This window comes from Pseudomonas sp. GZJR-8 (assembly GCF_002916705.1).
GTDB classification, from domain to species: Bacteria; Pseudomonadota; Gammaproteobacteria; order Pseudomonadales; family Pseudomonadaceae; genus Aquipseudomonas; species Aquipseudomonas synxantha_A.
This window is the reverse complement of the sequence record NZ_JXSI01000007.1, coordinates 217,352-237,712: the sequence shown is the minus strand read 5'-3', so window position 1 is coordinate 237,712 and position 20,361 is coordinate 217,352. Positions and strand designations below refer to the sequence as shown.

At 60.8% G+C, this 20,361-nt stretch carries 20 protein-coding genes; 6 read left to right on the top strand and 14 right to left on the bottom strand.

The features are described from left to right. The first annotated feature begins 54 nt into the window (after positions 1-54). A complete protein-coding gene (locus tag TK42_RS16270) occupies positions 55-573 on the top strand; it encodes an acyloxyacyl hydrolase (protein WP_005784623.1) in 519 nt (172 codons plus the stop codon). Between the two features lie 136 nt (positions 574-709). On the opposite strand, the gene TK42_RS16265 is transcribed toward TK42_RS16270, so the two are convergent. From TK42_RS16265 to TK42_RS16210, 12 genes are all read right to left on the bottom strand, one after another. Next, on the bottom strand, positions 710-1,015 hold the full coding sequence (locus tag TK42_RS16265; protein WP_032803249.1) for a YkgJ family cysteine cluster protein: 306 nt from the start codon (positions 1,013-1,015) through the stop codon (positions 710-712). Between the two features lie 54 nt (positions 1,016-1,069). Beyond that, positions 1,070-1,561: a DUF2878 domain-containing protein gene (locus TK42_RS16260; RefSeq protein WP_032877998.1), complete on the bottom strand. Its 492-nt coding sequence runs from the start codon at positions 1,559-1,561 to the stop codon at positions 1,070-1,072. Further along, the gene (locus tag TK42_RS16255) at positions 1,554-2,825 is read right to left on the bottom strand and encodes a cyclopropane-fatty-acyl-phospholipid synthase family protein (protein WP_032877997.1); all 1,272 of its coding nucleotides are present in this window, start codon (positions 2,823-2,825) and stop codon (positions 1,554-1,556) included. Before TK42_RS16255 ends, TK42_RS16260 begins: the two co-directional genes overlap by 8 nt. After that, on the bottom strand, positions 2,812-3,621 hold the full coding sequence (locus TK42_RS16250; protein WP_103734668.1) for a DUF1365 domain-containing protein: 810 nt from the start codon (positions 3,619-3,621) through the stop codon (positions 2,812-2,814). The genes TK42_RS16255 and TK42_RS16250 overlap by 14 nt, the downstream gene beginning before the upstream one ends. Then, on the bottom strand, positions 3,618-4,865 hold the full coding sequence (locus tag TK42_RS16245; protein ID WP_103734667.1) for an NAD(P)/FAD-dependent oxidoreductase: 1,248 nt from the start codon (positions 4,863-4,865) through the stop codon (positions 3,618-3,620). Before TK42_RS16245 ends, TK42_RS16250 begins: the two co-directional genes overlap by 4 nt. Continuing rightward, positions 4,862-5,644, bottom strand: a complete 783-nt coding sequence (locus TK42_RS16240; protein ID WP_032877994.1) for an SDR family oxidoreductase — start codon at positions 5,642-5,644, stop codon at positions 4,862-4,864. Before TK42_RS16240 ends, TK42_RS16245 begins: the two co-directional genes overlap by 4 nt. Continuing rightward, on the bottom strand, positions 5,641-6,063 hold the full coding sequence (locus tag TK42_RS16235; protein WP_032877993.1) for a nuclear transport factor 2 family protein: 423 nt from the start codon (positions 6,061-6,063) through the stop codon (positions 5,641-5,643). The genes TK42_RS16240 and TK42_RS16235 overlap by 4 nt, the downstream gene beginning before the upstream one ends. Then, entirely contained in the window at positions 6,056-7,498 is a 1,443-nt protein-coding gene (gene phrB, locus TK42_RS16230; RefSeq protein ID WP_103734666.1) for a deoxyribodipyrimidine photo-lyase, read from the bottom strand. Before phrB ends, TK42_RS16235 begins: the two co-directional genes overlap by 8 nt. Further along, on the bottom strand, positions 7,499-8,428 hold the full coding sequence (locus TK42_RS16225) for a MerR family transcriptional regulator (RefSeq protein ID WP_032877991.1): 930 nt from the start codon (positions 8,426-8,428) through the stop codon (positions 7,499-7,501). A gap of 3 nt (positions 8,429-8,431) precedes the next feature. Then, positions 8,432-9,391 (bottom strand): DUF523 and DUF1722 domain-containing protein, encoded by a 960-nt coding sequence (locus tag TK42_RS16220; protein WP_005784633.1) that lies wholly within the window; start codon positions 9,389-9,391, stop codon positions 8,432-8,434. Between the two features lie 111 nt (positions 9,392-9,502). Then, on the bottom strand, positions 9,503-9,718 hold the full coding sequence (locus TK42_RS16215) for a TIGR02450 family Trp-rich protein (RefSeq protein WP_005784634.1): 216 nt from the start codon (positions 9,716-9,718) through the stop codon (positions 9,503-9,505). Continuing rightward, the gene (locus TK42_RS16210; RefSeq protein WP_032877989.1) at positions 9,715-10,701 is read right to left on the bottom strand and encodes an NAD(P)/FAD-dependent oxidoreductase; all 987 of its coding nucleotides are present in this window, start codon (positions 10,699-10,701) and stop codon (positions 9,715-9,717) included. The genes TK42_RS16215 and TK42_RS16210 overlap by 4 nt, the downstream gene beginning before the upstream one ends. 212 nt (positions 10,702-10,913) lie before the next feature. Here TK42_RS16210 and TK42_RS16205 point away from each other — a divergent pair, with 212 nt between their 5' ends. Both TK42_RS16205 and hemH read left to right on the top strand, forming a co-directional pair. Then, positions 10,914-11,813, top strand: coding sequence for a TIGR01777 family oxidoreductase (locus TK42_RS16205; protein ID WP_032877988.1), 900 nt, complete (start codon positions 10,914-10,916; stop codon positions 11,811-11,813). A 14-nt stretch (positions 11,814-11,827) separates the two neighbouring features. Beyond that, the gene (gene hemH, locus TK42_RS16200; protein ID WP_005784637.1) at positions 11,828-12,853 is read left to right on the top strand and encodes a ferrochelatase; all 1,026 of its coding nucleotides are present in this window, start codon (positions 11,828-11,830) and stop codon (positions 12,851-12,853) included. 127 nt (positions 12,854-12,980) lie between these two features. Here the strand turns inward: hemH and TK42_RS16195 are convergent, their stop codons facing one another. Both TK42_RS16195 and algW read right to left on the bottom strand, forming a co-directional pair. Next, positions 12,981-15,074, bottom strand: coding sequence for a TonB-dependent siderophore receptor (locus tag TK42_RS16195; RefSeq protein WP_103734665.1), 2,094 nt, complete (start codon positions 15,072-15,074; stop codon positions 12,981-12,983). A 110-nt stretch (positions 15,075-15,184) separates the two neighbouring features. Beyond that, positions 15,185-16,345, bottom strand: coding sequence for a Do family serine endopeptidase AlgW (gene algW / locus TK42_RS16190; RefSeq protein ID WP_005784639.1), 1,161 nt, complete (start codon positions 16,343-16,345; stop codon positions 15,185-15,187). Between the two features lie 101 nt (positions 16,346-16,446). Here algW and TK42_RS16185 point away from each other — a divergent pair, with 101 nt between their 5' ends. The 3 genes from TK42_RS16185 to cysN all read left to right on the top strand — a co-directional run bounded on the left by TK42_RS16185 (position 16,447) and on the right by cysN (position 20,290). Continuing rightward, positions 16,447-17,205, top strand: a complete 759-nt coding sequence (locus tag TK42_RS16185; RefSeq protein ID WP_103734664.1) for a Nif3-like dinuclear metal center hexameric protein — start codon at positions 16,447-16,449, stop codon at positions 17,203-17,205. A gap of 259 nt (positions 17,206-17,464) precedes the next feature. Beyond that, a complete protein-coding gene (gene cysD, locus TK42_RS16175) occupies positions 17,465-18,382 on the top strand; it encodes a sulfate adenylyltransferase subunit CysD (protein ID WP_005784641.1) in 918 nt (305 codons plus the stop codon). Positions 18,383-18,391: 9 nt separating this feature from the next. Then, complete coding sequence (gene cysN, locus TK42_RS16170) at positions 18,392-20,290, top strand: sulfate adenylyltransferase subunit CysN (RefSeq protein ID WP_005784642.1); 1,899 nt, start codon at positions 18,392-18,394, stop codon at positions 20,288-20,290. Positions 20,291-20,361 lie beyond the last annotated feature (71 nt).

Genomic DNA, 20,361 nt, shown 5'->3' with positions numbered 1-20,361 from the left:
ATAGCCAGTTAGCCTGTTTAAAACTATATAACTTCGTTCGGAAGGATGTTTCTTATGAAGCGCTTGTTCTGTTTGGCTGCGATTGCGGCCGCTGTGTTGGGACACTCTGTTTCAGCCCAGGCCGCCGGCCTGGAGTTCGGGTTGGGGAGTACCAGTGATTCGACGTTGACCTATCGACTGGGCCTGACTTCGGATTGGGATAAAAGCTGGATGCAAAGCGATGTTGGCCGTCTGACCGGCTACTGGAGCGGCGCCTACACGTATTGGGAAGGTGATGACCGTGCAGGTGCCAGCAGCCTGTCGTTCTCGCCGGTGTTTGTGTATGAGTTTGCCGGCCAGTCAGTCAAGCCCTACATCGAAGCCGGTATCGGCGTGGCGGTGTTCTCCCGCACCCGGCTGGAAGACAACAACATCGGCCAAGCTTTTCAGTTCGAGGACCGCCTGGGTTTCGGCCTGCGGTTTACCGGTGGGCATGAAGTGGGCATTCGCGCCACGCACTATTCCAACGCCGGCATCAGCAGCAATAACGATGGGGTAGAGAGCTACTCGTTGCACTACACCATGCCGTTGTAATTCAACAACAACGAAGCCCCCCTGTGGGAGCGGGCTTGCTCGCGAAAGCGGTGTATCAGCTAGCACATGCATAGACTGACCCACCGCCTTCGCGAGCAAGCCTGCTCCCACATTTAGATCTTTGCTCATCGCAGGATCAGCGGTAGACCGTCGCGATGCCTTCCCGCTCTTCAAGACACTCCGGCGCACCCATCTCAAACTCCCGGCAAATCAGCGGTCGAAGCGCGTAAATCGTGCACATCATCGTGTCCCGGTCCAGCGCGGCGCACCAGCCGTCGTCCAGGCGCAGCATCACTTCGCCGCCCCACTCATCGGTATCGATAAAGCGCTGCGGCACGCCGGTGTCGGTGATCAGCATGACTTCCAGCTGACAGCAGCAGGCCGCGCACGTCGAGCAGGTGACGGCCGGTTCAGTGATTTGGATATGGGGGATGTTGGTCATAGCCGCGCAGTGTAAGGCAAGTGCGTTAAGCGTGTATGAATGCTCGGACAAGCGTCAGTGTTCGAGCTTGCGCGCGAGCCCGTGCAGCAAGGGAAACAGCATGGCCCATAGCAGCGTCAGACCGGTCAGAGTGGCTGCCGTGCCGTAGCCAAAACCCACACCGGCCAATTGGCTGCCGGCGTAATAAGACAAAGGCCCACCCACTGCGCCCAACAGGCCGGCCAGCCACCAGGGCCGTGCACTCCAGGCCAGGCAATGGCGCAGGGTCGTGGCCAGCAGCGCCCACAGTACGATCAACCAGAATGGAATCAACGGCCCGGGCTCGCTGAAGTGGAAAACGCCCAGGGTGCGCAACAGCGTGTCCAGCAGTGTGCCCGCCAGTGTCACGTTGAGCACGAGCAGGCCGTCATCCGCCGGCGAACTTATCCACAGCAGATGCACGCCCAGTGCCGCCAAACCCACCAGCAGCCATGGGCTGTCGCCGCCGAGTACGCAGGCAAACCAGCCGCATTGGAACAGCGCGGCATTGGCCAGGGTTTTAAGCACTGAAGCGCCCAAGCAATGGCGGGTTGATCGCCGCGGGTTTGGCCAGCAGCAGTTGTGCGGTACCAATGGTGCGTTCCATAAACCCGCCTTCGCAATAGCACAGGTAGAACTCCCACAAACGCAGGAAATATTCGTCGTAGCCCAATTCCATGAGACGGCCATGGGCGCGGCGGAAGTTTTCATGCCACAGGCGCAGGGTACGGGCGTAGTGCAGGCCGAATTCCTCCATGTGCAGCAGGTTCATGTCGGTGTCGCGGCTGACGATGTGCAGCATGTTCTGTACACAGGGCAGGGCGCCACCGGGGAAAATGTAGCGCTGGATGAAGTCGACGCTGCGCTTGGCCTGCTCAAAGCGCTGTTCGCGAATGGTGATGGCTTGCAGCAGCATCAGGCCGTTGGGCTTGAGCAAGTGCGCACATTGTTTGAAATAGGTCGGCAGGAACCGATGGCCCACCGCTTCGATCATCTCGATCGACACCAGCTTGTCATACTCGCCGGTGAGGTCGCGGTAATCGCTGAGCAGCAAGGTCACTTGATCTTGCAGGCCCTGCGTCTGGATGCGTTTTTCGGTGTAGGCGAATTGCTCCTTGGACAGGGTCGTGGTGGTGACCTTGCAGCCGTAATGCTGCGCCGCATACAACGCCATGCTGCCCCAGCCGGTGCCGATTTCCAGCAGATGGTCGCTGGGCTTGAGCGCCAGTTTCTGGCAGATGCGCTCCAGCTTGTTCAGTTGCGCTTGTTCCAGGCTGTCATCGGGTGTCAAAAACTGCCCCGCCGAGTACATCATGGTCGGGTCGAGAAACTCTTCGAACAGGTCGTTGCCCAGGTCGTAATGGGCGGCGATGTTTTTCTGCGAGCCCTTGCGTGTGTTGCGGTTGAGCCAGTGCAGGCCTTGGGTGAACGGGCGGGCCATGCGTGCCAGGCCACCTTCCATGGCGTCGAGTACTTCCAGGTTGCTGACCATCACCCGGACCACGGCGGTGAGGTCGGGACTGGTCCAGTAACCATGGATAAATGCCTCGCCGGCGCCGATCGAACCATTGGCGGCCACCAGGCCCCATACCGCCGAGTCGAGAATCTGAATTTCGCCTAACAGGTGCGCTTCCCGTGCGCCGAACACTTGTCGCTCGCCGTCTTCGATCACCACCAACTGGCCGTGACGCAGTTGGCTGAGCTGGCGCAGCACCGCCTTGCGCAACAGCGCAGCGGTCATGCCATTGACGTTCAGGCGGTTAGCCTTGACCGATAAACTAGGGTGTTTCATGGCGGCGATCCTTGGTGTACCCGACGGCGGTGCGAGAGGCGCCATCGGCGGCCCGGTGGGAAAAAATCGGTGTGCGCTTGAGCAGCAGGCGCAAGGCTTGCCAGTAGATTGCCAGGCAGGTCTTGGCGGTCATCCAGGGGAAACGCCACAAATAGTGATGCAGGCTTGCGCGGCTGAGTGAGTGTTTTTCCAGGCTCAAGGTGGCGTCGAAAACCTTTTGCGTGCCCTGCCAGTCGGCCATGTGCACGCCGAGCCGGGCAGATGGAGGGCTGAAACTCATGCGATATTCCAGGTCGCGCGGTAAGAAGGGCGACACATGGAACCCCTTGGCCACGGCGAAGTGCTGATGCTCATCGGCGTCGAGGGGCTGGGCCGGCAGCACGTAGTGATAGCGCTCGCGCCATGGCGTGTTGGTCACTTCACACAGAATCGCGGCCAACTGCCCGTCGGCCTCGAAGCAGTAGAAGAAACTCACCGGGTTAAACGCCAGGCCCCAACTGCGGGCCTGGGTCAGCAGGCAGATAGCGCCCTGGGGTGTTCGCCCCAGAGCTTTGCCGACTTCGTGGCGCACGGCATCGCTCAAACTCATGCCGTGGCGCGTGAGTTCACGCAGGTAGTCCTGCTGGCGAAAGCCGAAAGGCGCCAGGCGACTAGTGCCGGCCAGGGGTGAAAGCCCGAGTACTGCATCCTGTTCGCTGAGGTCCAGATACAGCAGGCCGATGCGGTAGCGAAAGGCGTGGGCCCTGGGTGTAAACCGGCGATGGGCGATCCAGCCGCTGTACAGGGCGCTGTTCACAGGCTTTCCCCGAACGCCTGGGCCACGCGCAGGGCACTGACCACGCCGTCTTCGTGGAAGCCGTTGGCCCAGTACGCGCCGCAGTAGAAGGTGTTGCGGGTGCCGTGCAATTCTTCCCAGCGTGCTTGAGCGGCCACGGCGGCCAGGCTGTACTGCGGATGGGCGTAGGTGTAGCGCGCGAGGATCTTCAACGGGTTGATCACTTGCGTCTGGTTGAGGCTGACACAAAACGTGGTGTCGCTGTCGATGCCCTGCAGGATGTTCATGTCGTAGGTGACGGCGGCCTGATTCTGCGAGTGGCCGGTCAACCGGTAATTCCAACTGGCCCAGGCCAGCTCGCGGTCAGGCAGCAAGCGCGTGTCGGTGTGCAGCACTACGTCGTTGTCGGCGTAGGGTAGGGCGCCGAGGATCTCTTGTTCGGCCTGGCTCGGGTCTTCAAGCAATGCCAGGGCCTGATCACTGTGGCAGGCCAATACCACCCGGTCGAAGGTTTCGCTGCCGTACGGGCTGTGGATAACCACGCCATTGTCGGTGCGTTGCACTTTATGCACAGGGCAACCGAGGCGCACACGCTCGCGAAAACTGCGGGTCAGCGGTTCGATGTAGCTGCTTGAACCACCTTCGATCACGCACCATTGCGGCCGGTTGTTGACCGACAGCAAGCCGTGGTTCTTGAAGAAGCGCACGAAGAATTGCAGTGGGAAACCGAGCATGTCCGAAAGGGACATTGACCATATCGCAGCCCCCATCGGCACGATGTAGTGGCGGATAAACCTTTGGCCGTAACCGCCGGCTGCGAGGTAGTCACCGAGGGTCATCTCGGCACTGATACGCTGCTCTTGCAGGTCCAAAGGCGCTTGGCGGTTGAAGCGCAGGATATCGCGCAACATGCCCCAGAACCCGGGCGACAGAATATTGCGGCGTTGGGCAAACAAGCTGTTGAGGTTGTTGCCGTTGTACTCGAACCCGCTGCTTTGGTCACACACCGAAAAGCTCATTTCGGTGGGTTTGAACGTCACGCCGATCTGGCCCAGCAACTGGATGAAGTTGGGGTAGGTCCAGTCGTTGAACACAATAAAGCCGGTGTCCACGGCATAGCGTTCGCCCTCTACGGTAACGTGGACTGTGTGCGTGTGCCCGCCGATGCGGTCGCCCGCTTCGAACACCGTGATGTCGTGGCGGCGGCTGAGCAGGTAGGCGCTGGTCAGCCCGGCGATACCGCTGCCGACAATGGCGATCTTCACGGAATGTCCTTTTTCGGTGGCGGGCTGCGCAACATGCGCTTGCCGATGATCAATTGCGCGCGGTTAGGCAACTTCGACAGCGGCCACAGGGTGGCAATGAACATGGCCGGGAAGGCAATTTCCAGCGGGCGTTTCTCCAGTTTCGCAAAGATGTGCCGCGCCGCCTTGTCGGCGGACCAGCTCAGGGGCATCGGGAAGTCATTGCGTTCGGTCAGCGGTGTGTCAACAAAGCCTGGGCTGATCACGGTGACGTCGATGTTTTCCGGTGACAGGCTGATGCGCAGGGACTCGAACAGGTAACGCAGGCCGGCCTTGGATGCGCCATAGGCTTCGGCGCGTGGCATCGGCAGGTAAGTCACCGCGCTGGCCACGCCCACCAGATGCGGGGTACGCCCCGCGCGCAACAGCGGCAGCGCGGCCTCGATGCAATAACTGCTGGCCAACAGATTGGTACGCACCACATGTTCGATGATCGAAGCGTCAAATTGCCGGGCGTCGACATATTCACAGGTGCCGGCATTGAGGATCACCGTGTCCAACTCACCCCAGACCTGGGCGATGTGTTCACCGATCTCGCGCACGGTCTGGCTGTCGGTCAGGTCGCCGGCCACCACCAGCACTTGCCCTGGATAACGATGGGCGAGTGCTTCCAGCGGGCCTTTGGTGCGGGAACTGAGGGCCACATGGGCGCCACTGTTGAGCAGCTCTACGGCCAATGCGGCGCCGATGCCACTGCTGGCGCCGGTTAGCCAATAACGGCGGGGCGATGCAAGGCTCATCCCATTCTCCTTTTCAGCCAACTGATGACGCGGCCGAGAATCGGCACATGTTCATAAAGCAGTGCGCCCGCATCGAAGTAATCGCGATGCCGGTAGACCTTGTCGCGCCACATCAAGTGGGAACAGCCCTCTACCCGGATCATCTTGCCTGCGGCCAGGCGCGGATGACGAAAACTCATGATCCAGCGCAGGTAGCCTTCGCCTTCGGCCGTCTGGTCGATACCCTGAAACTCGAAATCCAGTTGGCTGACGTTGCTGTATAGCTGAGCGAAATAACGCTGCAGTTCGGGCAGCCCATGGACTTCATGCAGCGGGTCGGCAAATACAATGTCATCACTGTACAAACTGCCAAGCAGGTGCAGGTTGTGCTTGTCCAGCGTAGTGAAGGCTTCGGCGAAGCGGCGCAGGAAGTCACTCATGATCGGCCATCTCCTGACGTGAAGGCAGGCGGCGAAAGGCAGCCAATGCGCGTTCCCGAGAGGCTTTGAGGTCGACGATGGCGCAGGGGTAATCCGCCACGCCAAACAAACCGCCAGCCGCTGCCGGGTTATGCACTTCTTTTTTATTCAGCGTGGCCAGTTCCGGCAGCCAGCGCTTGATGAAAATGCCGTCGCCGTCGAATTTTTCCGATTGGCTCAACGGGCTGAAAATCCGGAAGTACGGTGCCGAGTCGGTACCGGTCGATGAGCTCCACTGCCAACCGCCATTATTGGCCGCCAGGTCGCCGTCGATCAGGTGGCGCATAAAAAAGCGCTCGCCTTCGCGCCAGTCGATCAGCAGGTTCTTGGTCAGGAACATCGCCACCACCATGCGTACGCGGTTGTGCATCCAGCCGGTTTCCAGCAATTGGCGCATGGCCGCGTCGATGATCGGCAAACCCGTGCGCGCCTGTTGCCAGGCCGCGAGGTCTTCGGGGGCATTGCGCCACGCCAGCGCTTCGGTTTCCGGGCGAAAGGCGCGGTGGCGGGACACCCGTGGGTAGCCGACCAGAATGTGTTTATAGAACTCGCGCCATAGCAGCTCGTTGATCCAGGTGATGGCGCCGATGTCGCCGCTTTCGAACTCGCCCTGATTGGTTTGCAGCGCAGCGTGCAAGCACTGGCGCGGCGAAACCACACCGGCGGCGAGGTAGGCCGAAAGCTGGCTGGTACCGGGTTTGGCTGGGAAGTCGCGCTCGTCCTTGTAATAGCTGATCTGCTCGTCGGTGAAGGCGTCGAGGCGGCGGCGCGCCTCGTCTTCACCGGCTGGCCACAGGGCGCGCAAAGTTTCGCTGGGCGACTCGAAACCGTCGACCGTGGTCGGCACCGGATCGCTTCTCACGTCGAGCCTGGCCTGAGCTTTCGGCGTTGCCACCTGGCGCGGCAGGGCGCTGTGCAGGCGGTTGTAGCAAACCTTGCGAAACTGGCTGAACACTTGGAAATAGGTGCCGGTCTTGGTCAGTACGCTACCGGGTTGGAAAAACAGTTGGTCCAGGTAGCTGTGAAACGTGATTCCCTGCGTTTGCAGCGTCTCTGCCACGCCAGCATCACGCTGGCTCTCGTGGATGCCGTATTCCTCGTTGACATGCACAGACTCCACCGACAGTTCCCGGCACAGCTCGCTCAGTGCAGCGGGCGCCTGGTCCCAGGTCGCGGCGTAGCGGATCAATAAAGGGATGTTCAGTTCGCCCAGCGCCTGGCTCAAGTGCTGCAGGTTGCGCAGCCAGAAATCGATTTTGCACGGCGCGTCATCGTGGGCCAGCCACTGCTGGGGAGTGATCAGGTAAATGGCCGCGACGGGGCCACGCTGGCACGCAGCAGCAAGGGCCGTGTTGTCGTGCAGGCGCAAGTCGGTGCGCAGCCAGATCAGATGCATTTAGACGATTCCACGCTGGATCAATAATTGGTGGGCCGACAACGGGTCTTGCGCCATGAACAACTCAGGGATGTCGCGGGTGAGTACGGACAACTCGGCGTTGTGAATGCGCACCGTCGGGCCGGCAATCACTATTGGGCAACTGACGTCGCCCAATAGTTTTGTCAGTGTCGACAAATGGAGGGTCTTGCTCGAATACAACAGCACGGCGCGTGGTTGCAGGTGTTCCACCGCCAGGGCCAGTTCGCCGGCAGGCAGCGGCCAATCGAATACTTCCACCGGGCAGTCGGCGCTGCTCGCCAGCCATGCGCTGAGCCACAGGTGCGGTTCCAGCGGTAAGTCGGAATGGTTGACCAGCAGCAGCGGCGCGCCGTGGAGTTGGCGATTGTTGTGATAAATCCGCGCGCCGAACTTGCTGCGCAGCCACGACAGGAAAAACGCCCGCTCCATCTGCGCGCCGAACTGGCCCTGCCACCGTTGTTCCAGCTCCTTGAGCAGCGGCAGCATCAATTGCTCGCACAAGGTGCGTGGCGGGTAGAGCGCCATGGCCTGGTTGAAGGCGTCATCGACCCGGCGTTCGGCCAGTTCGCTGATGGCATCCACCAAATGCTGGCGCAGGGCGTGCCACTCGTTTTCCATGGGCGCGGGGCTGGCCTGGGCTGAATCGATCAAGCCTTTGACCTGACTGACCGGCACGCCTCGATTGAGCCAGGTGAGGATGGCGTGGATGCGTTGTACATGTTCGGCACTGAACAGCCGGTGCCCCTTGGGCGTGCGCTGGGGCACGATGAGGCCGTAGCGGCGCTCCCAGGCGCGCAGGGTCACGGCGTTGACGCCGGTCTGGCGCGCCACTTCGCGGATTGGCAACCAGCCGTTTTCAATGGCCAGGGCAATGTCTTCGCCGGGTTCGTCAAGCAGGGCAGCTTTCATGGGTTATATCGCATTACGCAGGCTGAGGTTTTCCGGGTGCGGTTGCAGGTAGGCCTGCTGCGCGATGTAACGGTCCGGATGTTGGCGAAAGTGATGCTTGAGCAGGGTGAGTGGCACTACCAGCGGCACGATGCCTTGACGGTACTGGCCGATCACGGTTTGCATTTCCTGTTTGTCATCGGCGCTGATGACCTGCTTGAGGTAGCCGCTGATGTGTTGCAGCACATTGCTGTGTGTGCCGCGGGTGGCGCACTTCTTCAGGCCCGTCATCAGCTCGCCGAAGTAGCCGTGGGCCAGAGCCTGGAGATCGACGTCCTTGCCCATGCTGCCGAGCAAATGGCCCAGGCTTTTGTAATGCGCCGGGCTGTGGGCCATCAGCAGGTACTTGTAGCGCGAGTGAAACGTCAGCAGGCCGTGGCGGGTGAGCCCCTCGGCCAGCAGTTGTTGCCAGCTGGCATACACGAATACGCGGGTCAGGAAATTTTCCCGCAACACAGGGTCGTTCAGCCGGCCGTCTTCTTCTACCGGCAGGTTAGGGTGGCGCGCACAAAACGCCTGGGCGTAAATGCCGCGGCCGCCACCGTCAACGGGCGTGCCGTTGGCGCGGTACACCTTGACCCGCTCCAGGCCGCACGATGGCGACTTCTGCATGAAGATATAACCGCACAGGTCGGTGTGTGCCTGGGCCATTTGCTGGCCGTAGTCGTGCAGTGGCTGCGTGACGTTGAGTTCACGGTTTACCGTGCCAACGGCTTGCGGCTGCGCAGGGTCGCCTACCAGCCGGATTGGCTCGCGGGGGATGCCCATGCCGATGGCAACTTCCGGGCACAACGGCACGAAGTCGAAGTAGTCGCTGAGTGTCTGGGTGCACAGCAGCGACTGTTTATGCCCACCGTTAAAGCGCACGTTCTCGCCAAGGAGGCAGGCGCTGATGGCGATCTTCGGTTTTGTACTACTCGACATACCCAAAACCTCTGCAATAATCCTGTACAACTTATAAAGTTTGTACAACTACGTCTCATCATAGATTCGATGTTGTACAAGTCAAATAGTTTGTATAGGTTTTTTGCAGCGTTACTTCCAGCCGATTTTCCAGCACTCGGCGTTTTGCAGGGTCTGCCATGGCAGGCGTTCGGCACGGTGGGTCAGCACCGCTTGCAGCTCGATTTCCAGCACCGTGCCTTCGTCATCACGAAACAACTCGGTGACCAAAAAGTGTTTTTCCTTGTTGCGTGGCTGTGCTGCCGTCCATTTCGACAGCAGCAGCTTGCTGGGGTTGAGGCGGTTCATTGCAGGTGTGCGATCAAGCGTCGTGCCGCTTCCTGGCCACTGAGCCAGGCGCCTTCCACCCGGCCCGAGAGGCACCAGTCGCCGCAGACGAACAGGCCCAGGTCGGCATCGGCCAGTACGCCGAACTCATGGCTGCCCGACGGGCGAGCGTAGAGCCAGCGGTGTGCCAGGCTGAATGACGGCGCGGGCATGGCGCTGTGCAGCAGTTCGGCGAAGGCGCCGTGCAAGTGCTCGATTACCGCTTCCTTGGGCAGGTCCAGGTGCGCCTTGCTCCAGGCGCTGGTGGCGTGCAGCACCCAGGTGTCGAGGGTGGTGTCGCGCCCGGGTTTGCTGCGGTTGCGCGCCAGCCAGTCAAGGGGGCTGTCTTGCACGAAGCAGCCCTCCATCGGTGTATCCAGGGGCTTGTCGAAGGCCAGCGCAATGGCCCAGGTCGGGTCCATTTTCACCCCGGCGGCGGCACTTGCCAGCTTGGGGGCAGCGGCCAGCAGGGCAGTGGCCTGAGGGGCCGGTGTGGCGATGATCACATGGCTGAAGGGGCCGTGACTCTCACCGTCGGCGTCGAGCAGGTTCCAGTGCTGTGTGCCCTGGAACACCTCGGTGATGCGGCAACCGAACTCCACCGGCAGGTCATCGAGCAGTGCGCGGGTGATCGCGCTCATGCGCGGTGTACCGACCCAGCGGATCTGTTCATCGGGGGAAGGCGTCAGTTGGCCGGACTTGAAGTTGTACAGCTGGGGCTTCCACTGTTCGGCCCAGCCATTGCTTTGCCAGCGCTGCACTTCGTTGACGAAGCGCCGGTCGCGGGCGGTGAAGTATTGCGCGCCCATGTCCAGCGCGCCGGCATCGCTGCGCTTGCTGGACATGCGGCCACCGCTGCCGCGGCTTTTATCGAAGAGTTGTACGGTGTGGCCCGCGTCTTTCAACGCTCGGGCGGCGGAGAGACCGGCTATGCCGGTGCCGATGATCGCGATGGGGACAGTCATGGGAGGCCTCGTTTTACCGTTGGGTACAGACTACGCCGACACCAATAGCTGTACAATATTGTTTTTTGGTATAAGTTTTGGCGTGCCTGATTGTGTGGCGTGACCTATGGTTAAGCTCAGGCTTGAACGCGCGTCACGCTCGATTATCAAATTGATCCCTGCTTATAAAATAGACCAGTGAGCGGCGGCGAACGTTACATGAGGAGAGTCCCATGCATATTTTGCTGACCGGCGGTACCGGCCTGATTGGCCGTCAACTTTGCCAACACTGGCTCGCCCAGGGTCATCGCCTGACGGTGTGGAGCCGGCAACCGGAAACGGTCGCCAGGGTCTGCGGCGCACAGGTGCTTGGGGTGGCTCGCCTGCAAGAGGTGATTGGCGCGGTGGACGCGGTGGTCAACCTTGCGGGTGCACCCATCGCTGACCGGCCCTGGACCCACAAGCGCAAGGCATTGCTGTGGAGCAGCCGCATCAACCTCACCGAAACCCTGCTGGCCTGGATCGACAGCCTGGAGCAGAAACCGGCGGTACTGATCTCCGGCTCCGCCGTGGGCTGGTATGGCGACGGCGGCGAGCGCGAATTGACCGAAGCCAGCGGGCCGGTGCTGGACGATTTTCCCAGCCAGTTGTGTATTGCCTGGGAAGAAACCGCCCAACGTGCCGAAGCCCTGGGCGTTCGCGTGGTGCTGGTGCGCACCGGCCTGGTGCTGTCGGCGCAGGGCGGCTTTTTGTCGCGCCTGTTGCTGCCCTTCAAACTGGCGCTGGGCGGGCCGATCGGTAACGGTCGGCAGTGGATGCCATGGGTGCATATCAAGGATCAAATCGCCCTGATTGATTTTCTTCTGCACAAGACTGACGCCAGCGGTCCTTATAATGCTTGCGCGCCACACCCGGTGCGTAATCGCGAGTTTGCCAAGACCCTCGGCCAGGTGTTGCACCGCCCGGCGTTCATGCCGATGCCGGCGTTTGCACTGAAGGTTGGGTTGGGCGAATTGTCTGGTTTGTTGCTGGGCGGGCAGAAGGCCTTGCCTGAACGGCTGCTGGCGGCGGGTTTCACTTTCCAGTTCACTGAGTTGCGTGCGGCTCTGGACGACCTGTCCAGCCGCCTCTAAAGATAGGATGTTGCATGACCGATCACGCGTTGTTACTGGTCAACCTGGGTTCGCCAAAGTCCACTTCGGTGGCTGATGTGCGCAGCTACCTCAATCAGTTCCTGATGGACCCTTATGTGATCGACCTGCCATGGCCGGTGCGGCGTTTGCTGGTGTCGCTGATCCTGATCAAGCGCCCTGAGCAGTCTGCCCATGCTTATGCGTCGATCTGGTGGGATGAGGGCTCGCCGTTGGTGGTCTTGAGCCGTCGTCTGCAACAGCAGATGACTGCGCAGTGGACCCAGGGCCCTGTGGAACTGGCAATGCGTTATGGCGAGCCGTCGCTGGAAACCGCCCTGACACGGCTGGCCGCCCAGGGTATCGGCAAGGTGACACTGGCGCCGCTGTATCCGCAATTTGCCGACAGCACCGTGACCACGGTGATAGAAGAAGCCAGGCGCGTGGTGCGCGACAAGAAACTCGCTATCCAGTTTTCGATCCTGCAGCCTTTTTACGACCAGCCCGAGTACCTCGATGCTCTGGTAACCAGCGCACGCACTTACCTGGAGCAGGATTTCGATCACTTGCTGCTCAGTTTCCATGGTCTGCCCGAGCGCCATCTGAAAAAGCTCGACCCTACCGGCGGGCATTGCTTCAAGGATGCCGACTGCTGCAAGAACGCATCGCCAGAGGTGCTCGCCACCTGCTATCGCGCCCAATGCTTCAGCGTCGCCCGGGATTTTGCCGCGCGTGCCGGTTTGCCCGATGGCAAGTGGTCGGTGGCGTTTCAATCGCGCCTTGGCCGGGCCAAGTGGATCGAGCCCTACACCGAGGCCCGCCTGGAGGCGCTGGCCCAGCAGGGCGTGAAGAAGCTGCTGGTGATGTGCCCGGCGTTTGTCGCCGACTGCATCGAGACCCTGGAAGAAATTGGTGATCGCGGGCGGGAGCAGTTCCGCGAGGCGGGGGGCGAGGAGTTGGTGTTGGTGCCGTGCTTGAATGATGACCCGCAATGGGCGGCGGCGCTCAATACCCTGTGCGAACGAGCGCCCGTTGCCTTGTAGTCAAGCCTTGCGGTGACTCAAATGTGGGAGGGGGCTTGCTCCCGATGGCGGTGGATCAGTGACAGATATACTGCCTGATACTCTGCTATCGGGAGCAAGCCCCCTCCCACATTCAGTTCCATGCTCGTCAGAGATTGAGGGTCAGGCTGACGGTGAGGTTGCGCGGTTCACCGGGGTTGGTCCAATAGCGGCTGTAGGAGCGCTCGTAGTACTTCTCATCGAACAGGTTATTCAGGTTCAGCCCCACGGTGACATTCTTCGTGGCCTTGTAGTGGGCCAGTAAATCCACGGTGTGGTAGGCCGGCAGTTCGAAGCCTGTGCCCGCCTCGCCGGAACGGTCACCCACATAAGTAAACGCCGCCCCCAGGTCTGAACCGCGCAACGCCCCATCCTGGAATTCATAAACGCCCAACAGACTGCCGCTGCGCTTGGCGACCCCGAGAATGCGACTGCCCGTGGGGATGGCTTTGTCGCCCTTGGTCACTTCGGCGTCGATGTAGGCCAGGGCGCCAATCACGCGTATGGCGTCGGTCACTTGCCCGGTCACTTGCAGGTCAAACCCCTGGCTGCGCGCCTTGCCAATGGCGCGGTCGGTGTTGGTCGCCGGGTCCAGGGTGAGGACGTTTTCCTTTTCGATATGGAAGGCCGCGAGCGTCGCGCTGAGGCGCTCGTCAAACAGCTCGCTCTTGATACCCACCTCATAGCCCACGCCTTCTTCTGGCTTGAAGGATTTGCCGCCGGCATCCAGGCCGCTGTTCGGCTTGAACGAGGTGGATGCGTTGGCAAATACCCCGACTTGCGGTGTCAGCTGATAGAGCAGGCCGGCGCGTTGGGTCAGGGCGTCGTGGGTCTGGCGGTTTTTGGCGTGGTTGCGGGCGAAGTTCTCGGTGCTCTGTTCGAAGTGCTCGAAGCGCGCACCGATCATGCCTCGCAGGCGGTCGGTGAAGATGATCTGGTCTTGCAGGTTCAGCGCGTGGCTTTTGGTCTGTTCGAAGAAGTCGGTGCCGGAGCGTGCGCCATTGGGTTTGGCCTGGCCGTAGACCGGTTTATAGATGTCGATAGGGTAGTCACCGCCAATCGCCGTCACACGCTCCTTTTTGCGGTAGTCCTCGTATTCGGTGCCGATCAGCAGTTCATGCTGCCAGCTGCCGATATCGAACAGCCCGCGCAGTTCCAGCTGGGTGATGCTGTCATGCCAACCGGTCGAGCGTTCACGGTAGCGACGGTTGACGGTGTGACCATCTCCATTCAGCGCACGGCTTTCCGACGCATCGCCCCACAGGCTGCCCTGCTTGTAGTGGCTGGCCAGGCGCAGCTTCCAGGCGTCGTTGAGGTGGTGTTCCAACGCGGCCTGGATGCGGTTGTTGTGGTTGCGAATATTGCCGTCGTTGGGCTCGCCGAGAAAGGTGGAATGGGACATGCCAGTATCGGCGACGATGCCCCGGTCGAAGGTGGAGCTGTGGCGCACGAATTCGCTTTCGACCAGCAACTGAGTGTCCGGGGTCAACTGCCAACTGAACGACGGCGCGACGAACACTCGTTTAGCGTCCACGTGATCGCGGAAACTGTGCTTGTCTTCAACCGCCAGGTTCACCCGTGACAAGACGCGCCCCTCGCTGTCCAACGGCGTATTCACATCCAGCGCAGTGCGGTAGCGGTCCCAACTACCAGCACTGGTTTGCAAGGTGGTGAACGCTTCGGGCTGGGGTTTCTTGGTGACGATGTTCACCGTGCCGCCAGGATCGCCACGCCCATACAAGCTGGCGGCGGGGCCTTTGAGAACTTCAATGCGTTCGATATTTGCCGCGTCCGGCGTACTGGGGTAACCGCGGTTGGCGCTGAAACCGTCCTGGTAGAACTCAGACGTGGTGAAGCCGCGCACGCTGTATTCGTAGAGGGTCAGGCCACCGAAGTTGTTTTGCTTGGATACGCCGCCGGCAAATTCCAGGGCGCGCTCCACGCTGGTACTGCCCAGGTCCTTGAGCACCGTGGCGGGGATCACGCTGATCGATTGCGGTATGTCGCGAAGGGCGGTATCCGTTTTGGTGGCACTGGCAGAGCGGGTGGCGCGATAGCCTTGGACCGGGCCGATGGCGGACTCATACGCCTCGGAGGTTACGCTGATGGTGTCCAGTTCCAGGGTGTTTTCTTCGGCGTAGGCAGGGTCGAGCAGCAAACCCAAGGCCAGGCCGGCCAAGGGCACAAACTTTCGAGACGGCATGATAGAGCGTTCCAATAGCGATATTGAAACAATATAACATGCCCAATGAGAATGAGTCGCCGCAAAAGTGGCCTTGCATGTGCCCGCGGACGGGCACTTGGGCGTATCGGCTACTGCTCTTCTTTTATCGGTGCGGTCGCCGGTGGCGGACGCAGGCCGATTTCCGCCGAGAGCTTGATCTCCTTGCCGTTACGCATGACCAGGATCGCCACCTTGTCGGTCGGTTTGATTCGCGCTACCTGGTTCATCGACTTGCGGCCATCACCGGCCGGTGCACCGTCGATGCTGAGGATTACATCGCCCAACTCCAGGCCGGCTTTCTGTGCCGGGCCATCGCGGAAGATCCCGGCGACCACGATGCCTGGGCGTCCGGTCAGGCCAAACGACTCGGCCAGTTCCTTGGTCAAGGGTTGCACTTCGATGCCCAGCCAGCCGCGAATGACCTGGCCGTGTTCGATGATCGACTTCATCACTTCCATCGCCAGCTTCACCGGGATCGCAAAACCGATGCCTTGGGAGCCGCCGGACTTGGAGAAAATCGCCGTGTTGATGCCGGTCAGGTTGCCATTGGCATCCACCAGCGCACCGCCGGAATTGCCCGGGTTGATGGCTGCGTCGGTCTGGATGAAATCTTCGTAGCTATTAAGGCCCAACTGGTTGCGCCCGGTGGCGCTGATGATGCCCATGGTGACTGTCTGGCCCACGCCGAACGGGTTGCCGATCGCCAGTGCTACGTCACCCACACGCAACCCGTCGGAGCGACCGAGGGTGATCGATGGCAGGTTCTTCAAATCGATTTTCAGTACTGCGAGGTCGGTTTCCGGGTCGCTGCCCACCACACGGGCCAGGGTTTCGCGGCCATCACGCAGGGCGACCACGATCTGGTCGGCGCCGGTAGTCACGTGATTATTGGTGAGGATGTAGCCTTCGGGGCTCATGATTACCCCGGAACCCAGGCTCGACTCCATGCGGCGCTGCTTGGGGCCGTTGTCACCGAAGTAGCGGCGAAACTGCGGGTCCTCGAACAGCGGGTGTGCCGGTTTGTTGATGACCTTGGTGGTGTACAGGTTGACCACCGCAGGGGCCGCAATGGTGACCGCGTCGGCATAGGTGACCGGGCCCTGCACCACCGTGTTGGTTTGCGGTGCTTGTTGCAGGTTCACATCCAGGGTAGGCAGGCCCACCCATTGGGGATAACGCTGAATAATCAGCATCGCGATCAGCACGCCAGCCAACAATGGCCATCCAAAAAAACGCAGTGCCTTGAGCATCAAGTAAGTCCTGACAGGTTGCAGGGGGCGGGCGAGCGCCCATAATGTCGCGCATTATACGAGGCTGCGATGCCTGCGAACCGGATATTTAGGAGTCTTTTATGGCCGTCCCTCTTACCACCCTCGTTGAGGAAGCCGACCGCTACCTTGGCAGTGCCAAAATTGCCGATTATTGCCCCAATGGCTTGCAGGTCGAGGGCCGCCCGCAGGTGATGCGCATCGTCAGCGGTGTGACCGCAAGCCAGGCGCTGCTGGACGCCGCCGTCGAAGCCGGGGCCGATCTGGTGCTGGTGCATCATGGTTATTTCTGGAAGGGCGAGAGCCCGTGTATCACCGGCATGAAGCAGCGCCGCCTGAGAACCCTGCTCAAGCACGACATCAGCCTGTTGGCCTATCACCTGCCATTGGACCTGCACCCTGAGGTGGGCAATAACGTGCAACTGGCCAAGCAACTGGACATCACCGTCGAAGGCCCGTTGGACCCGAGCAACCCCAAGGTGGTCGGCCTGGTGGGGTCGCTGGCCGAACCCTTGTCACCGCGTGATTTCGCCCGCCGTGTGCAGGATGCAATGGGGCGCGAACCGCTACTGATCGAAGGCAGCCAGATGATCCGTCGCGTCGGCTGGTGCACCGGAGGTGGCCAGGGCTATATCGACGAGGCGATTGCCGCCGGGGTCGACCTGTACCTGAGCGGCGAGGCATCCGAGCAGACCTTCCACAGCGCCCGTGAAAACGACGTCAGCTTCATTGCTGCCGGTCATCACGCCACCGAGCGCTATGGGGTGCAGGCGTTGGGCGATTATCTGGCGCGACGCTTTGCCCTGGAGCATCTATTTATCGACTGCCCGAACCCGATCTGAGCCTTAGAGCGCGACTGAATGTGGGAGGGGGCTTGCTCCCGATGGCGATGGATCATTGAAATATGTACTAACTGACACACTGCTATCGGGAGCAAGCCCCCTCCCACACTTGAGTCTATTTGCGGCCAAACTGGCCGGTATATTCATATACCGTTTCGATCTAGATGGCGCCCTGAATAGAAGAAGGTGCTGTGCTAGCATGCCCCGCTCGAACACGGCCCGCCTGGCCGTCCATAAGATCGTTTTTCCGTGAGTAACCATGGTCGACAAACTGACGCATCTGAAACAGCTGGAGGCGGAAAGCATCCACATCATCCGCGAGGTCGCCGCCGAGTTCGACAACCCGGTGATGCTCTACTCGATCGGTAAAGACTCCGCCGTGATGTTGCACCTGGCACGCAAGGCTTTCTTCCCGGGCAAGCTGCCGTTCCCAGTGATGCACGTCGACACGCGCTGGAAATTCCAGGAAATGTACAAGTTCCGCGACAAAATGGTCGAAGAGCTTGGCCTGGACCTGATCACTCACGTCAACCCGGATGGCGTGGCGCAGGGTATCAACCCCTTCACCCACGGCAGCGCCAAGCACACCGATATCATGAAGACCGAGGGCCTCAAGCAAGCCCTGGACAAGCATGGTTTCGATGCAGCGTTCGGCGGCGCCCGTCGCGATGAAGAGAAGTCCCGTGCCAAAGAGCGCGTGTACTCGTTCCGCGACAGCAAGCACCGCTGGGACCCGAAGAACCAACGTCCGGAGCTGTGGAACGTTTACAACGGCAACGTCAACAAGGGCGAGTCGATTCGCGTGTTCCCGTTGTCCAACTGGACTGAGTTGGATATCTGGCAGTACATCTACCTGGAAGGCATCCCGATCGTGCCGCTGTACTTCGCCGCCGAGCGCGAAGTGATCGAGAAGAACGGCACGTTGATCATGATCGACGACGACCGCATCCTCGAACACCTGTCCGACGAAGACAAAGCCCGCATCGTCAAAAAGAAAGTCCGTTTCCGTACCCTTGGCTGCTACCCGTTGACGGGCGCGGTGGAGTCCGAAGCCGAGACGCTGACGGACATCATTCAGGAAATGCTCCTGACGCGAACTTCCGAGCGCCAGGGCCGGGTCATCGACCACGATGGCGCAGGCTCCATGGAAGATAAAAAACGTCAAGGCTATTTCTAAGGGGCTGTCATGTCGCATCAATCTGATTTGATCAGCGAGGACATCCTCGCCTACCTGGGCCAGCACGAGCGCAAAGAGATGTTGCGCTTCCTGACCTGCGGCAACGTCGACGACGGCAAGAGCACCCTGATCGGGCGCCTGCTGCACGACTCCAAGATGATCTACGAAGATCACCTGGAAGCCATCACCCGCGATTCGAAGAAGTCCGGCACCACCGGCGATGACATCGACCTGGCCTTGCTGGTCGACGGCCTGCAGGCCGAGCGTGAGCAGGGCATCACCATCGATGTTGCCTACCGCTACTTCTCCACCGCCAAGCGCAAGTTCATCATCGCCGACACCCCCGGCCATGAGCAGTACACCCGCAACATGGCCACCGGTGCGTCCACCTGTGACCTGGCGATTATCCTGATCGACGCCCGCTATGGCGTGCAGACCCAGACCCGTCGCCACAGCTTTATCGCCTCGTTGCTGGGCATCAAGCACATCGTGGTGGCCGTCAACAAGATGGACATCAACGGCTTTGACCAAAGCGTATTCGAGTCGATCAAGGCCGATTACCTGAAGTTCGCCGAAGGCATCGCGTTCAAGCCAAGTACCCTGGCCTTCGTGCCGATGTCGGCGCTCAAGGGCGACAACGTGGTGAACAAGAGCGAGCGTTCGCCCTGGTACACCGGCCAGTCGCTGATGGAGATCCTCGAGACCGTCGAGATCGCCAACGACCGCAACTACACCGACCTGCGTTTCCCGGTGCAGTACGTCAACCGCCCGAACCTGAACTTCCGTGGTTTTGCCGGCACTCTTGCCAGCGGCATCGTGCACAAAGGCGACGAAGTCGTGGTGCTGCCGTCACGCAAACGCAGCCGGGTCAAATCCATCGTCACCTTCGAAGGTGAGCTGGAGCACGCCGGCCCAGGCCAGGCCGTAACCCTGACCATGGAAGACGAGATCGATATCTCCCGTGGCGACCTGTTGGTGCATGCCGACAATGTGCCGCAAGTGACCGATGCGTTCGACGCCATGCTCGTGTGGATGGCTGAAGAGCCGATGCTGCCGGGCAAGAAATACGACATCAAGCGCGCTACCAGCTACGTGCCGGGTTCTATCACCAGCATCGTGCATCGCGTGGACGTGAACACCCTGGCCGAAGGCCCGGCGAGTTCGCTGCAGCTCAACGAAATTGGCCGGGTCAAGGTCAGCCTTGATGCCGCCATTGCGTTGGATGGTTATGACAGCAATCGCACCACCGGTGCCTTTATCGTCATCGACCGCCTGACCAATGGCACCGTGGCCGCGGGTATGATCATCGCGCCACCGGCCAGCCAGGGCGGTGCAGCGCAGCACGACAAATTGGCACACGTGGCCACTGAAGAACGTGCCCTGCGTTTCGGCCAGCAGCCGGCCACCGTGTTGTTCAGCGGCTTGTCGGGAGCCGGCAAGAGCACGTTGGCCTATGCGGTTGAGCGCAAGCTGTTCGACATGGGGCGTGCGGTGTTCGTGCTGGACGGCCAGAACCTGCGGCATGACCTGAACAAAGGCTTGCCTCAGGACCGTGCCGGGCGTACCGAGAACTGGCGCCGTGCGGCTCACGTGGCGCGTCAGTTCAACGAAGCCGGTTTGCTGACCCTTGCGGCTTTTGTCGCGCCGGATGCCGAAGGCCGTGAACAGGCCAAGGCGCTGATTGGCAGTGATCGCCTGCTGACCGTCTATGTGCAGGCGTCGCCGCTGGTATGTGCCGAGCGTGATCCGCAAGGTTTGTACGCGGCCGGTGGGGATAATATCCCTGGCGAGTCCTTCCCGTACGACGTGCCGTTGAATGCCGACCTGGTGATCGATACCCAGGCCTTGTCGCTGGAAGACAGCGTCAAGCAAGTGCTGGAGTTGTTGCGTCAGCGCGGCGCGATCTAGGCTTTATTGCCGCACAAAAAAGCCCGCCACCGAGTGATCGGTGGCGGGCTTTTTACACATTCTCAAATGTG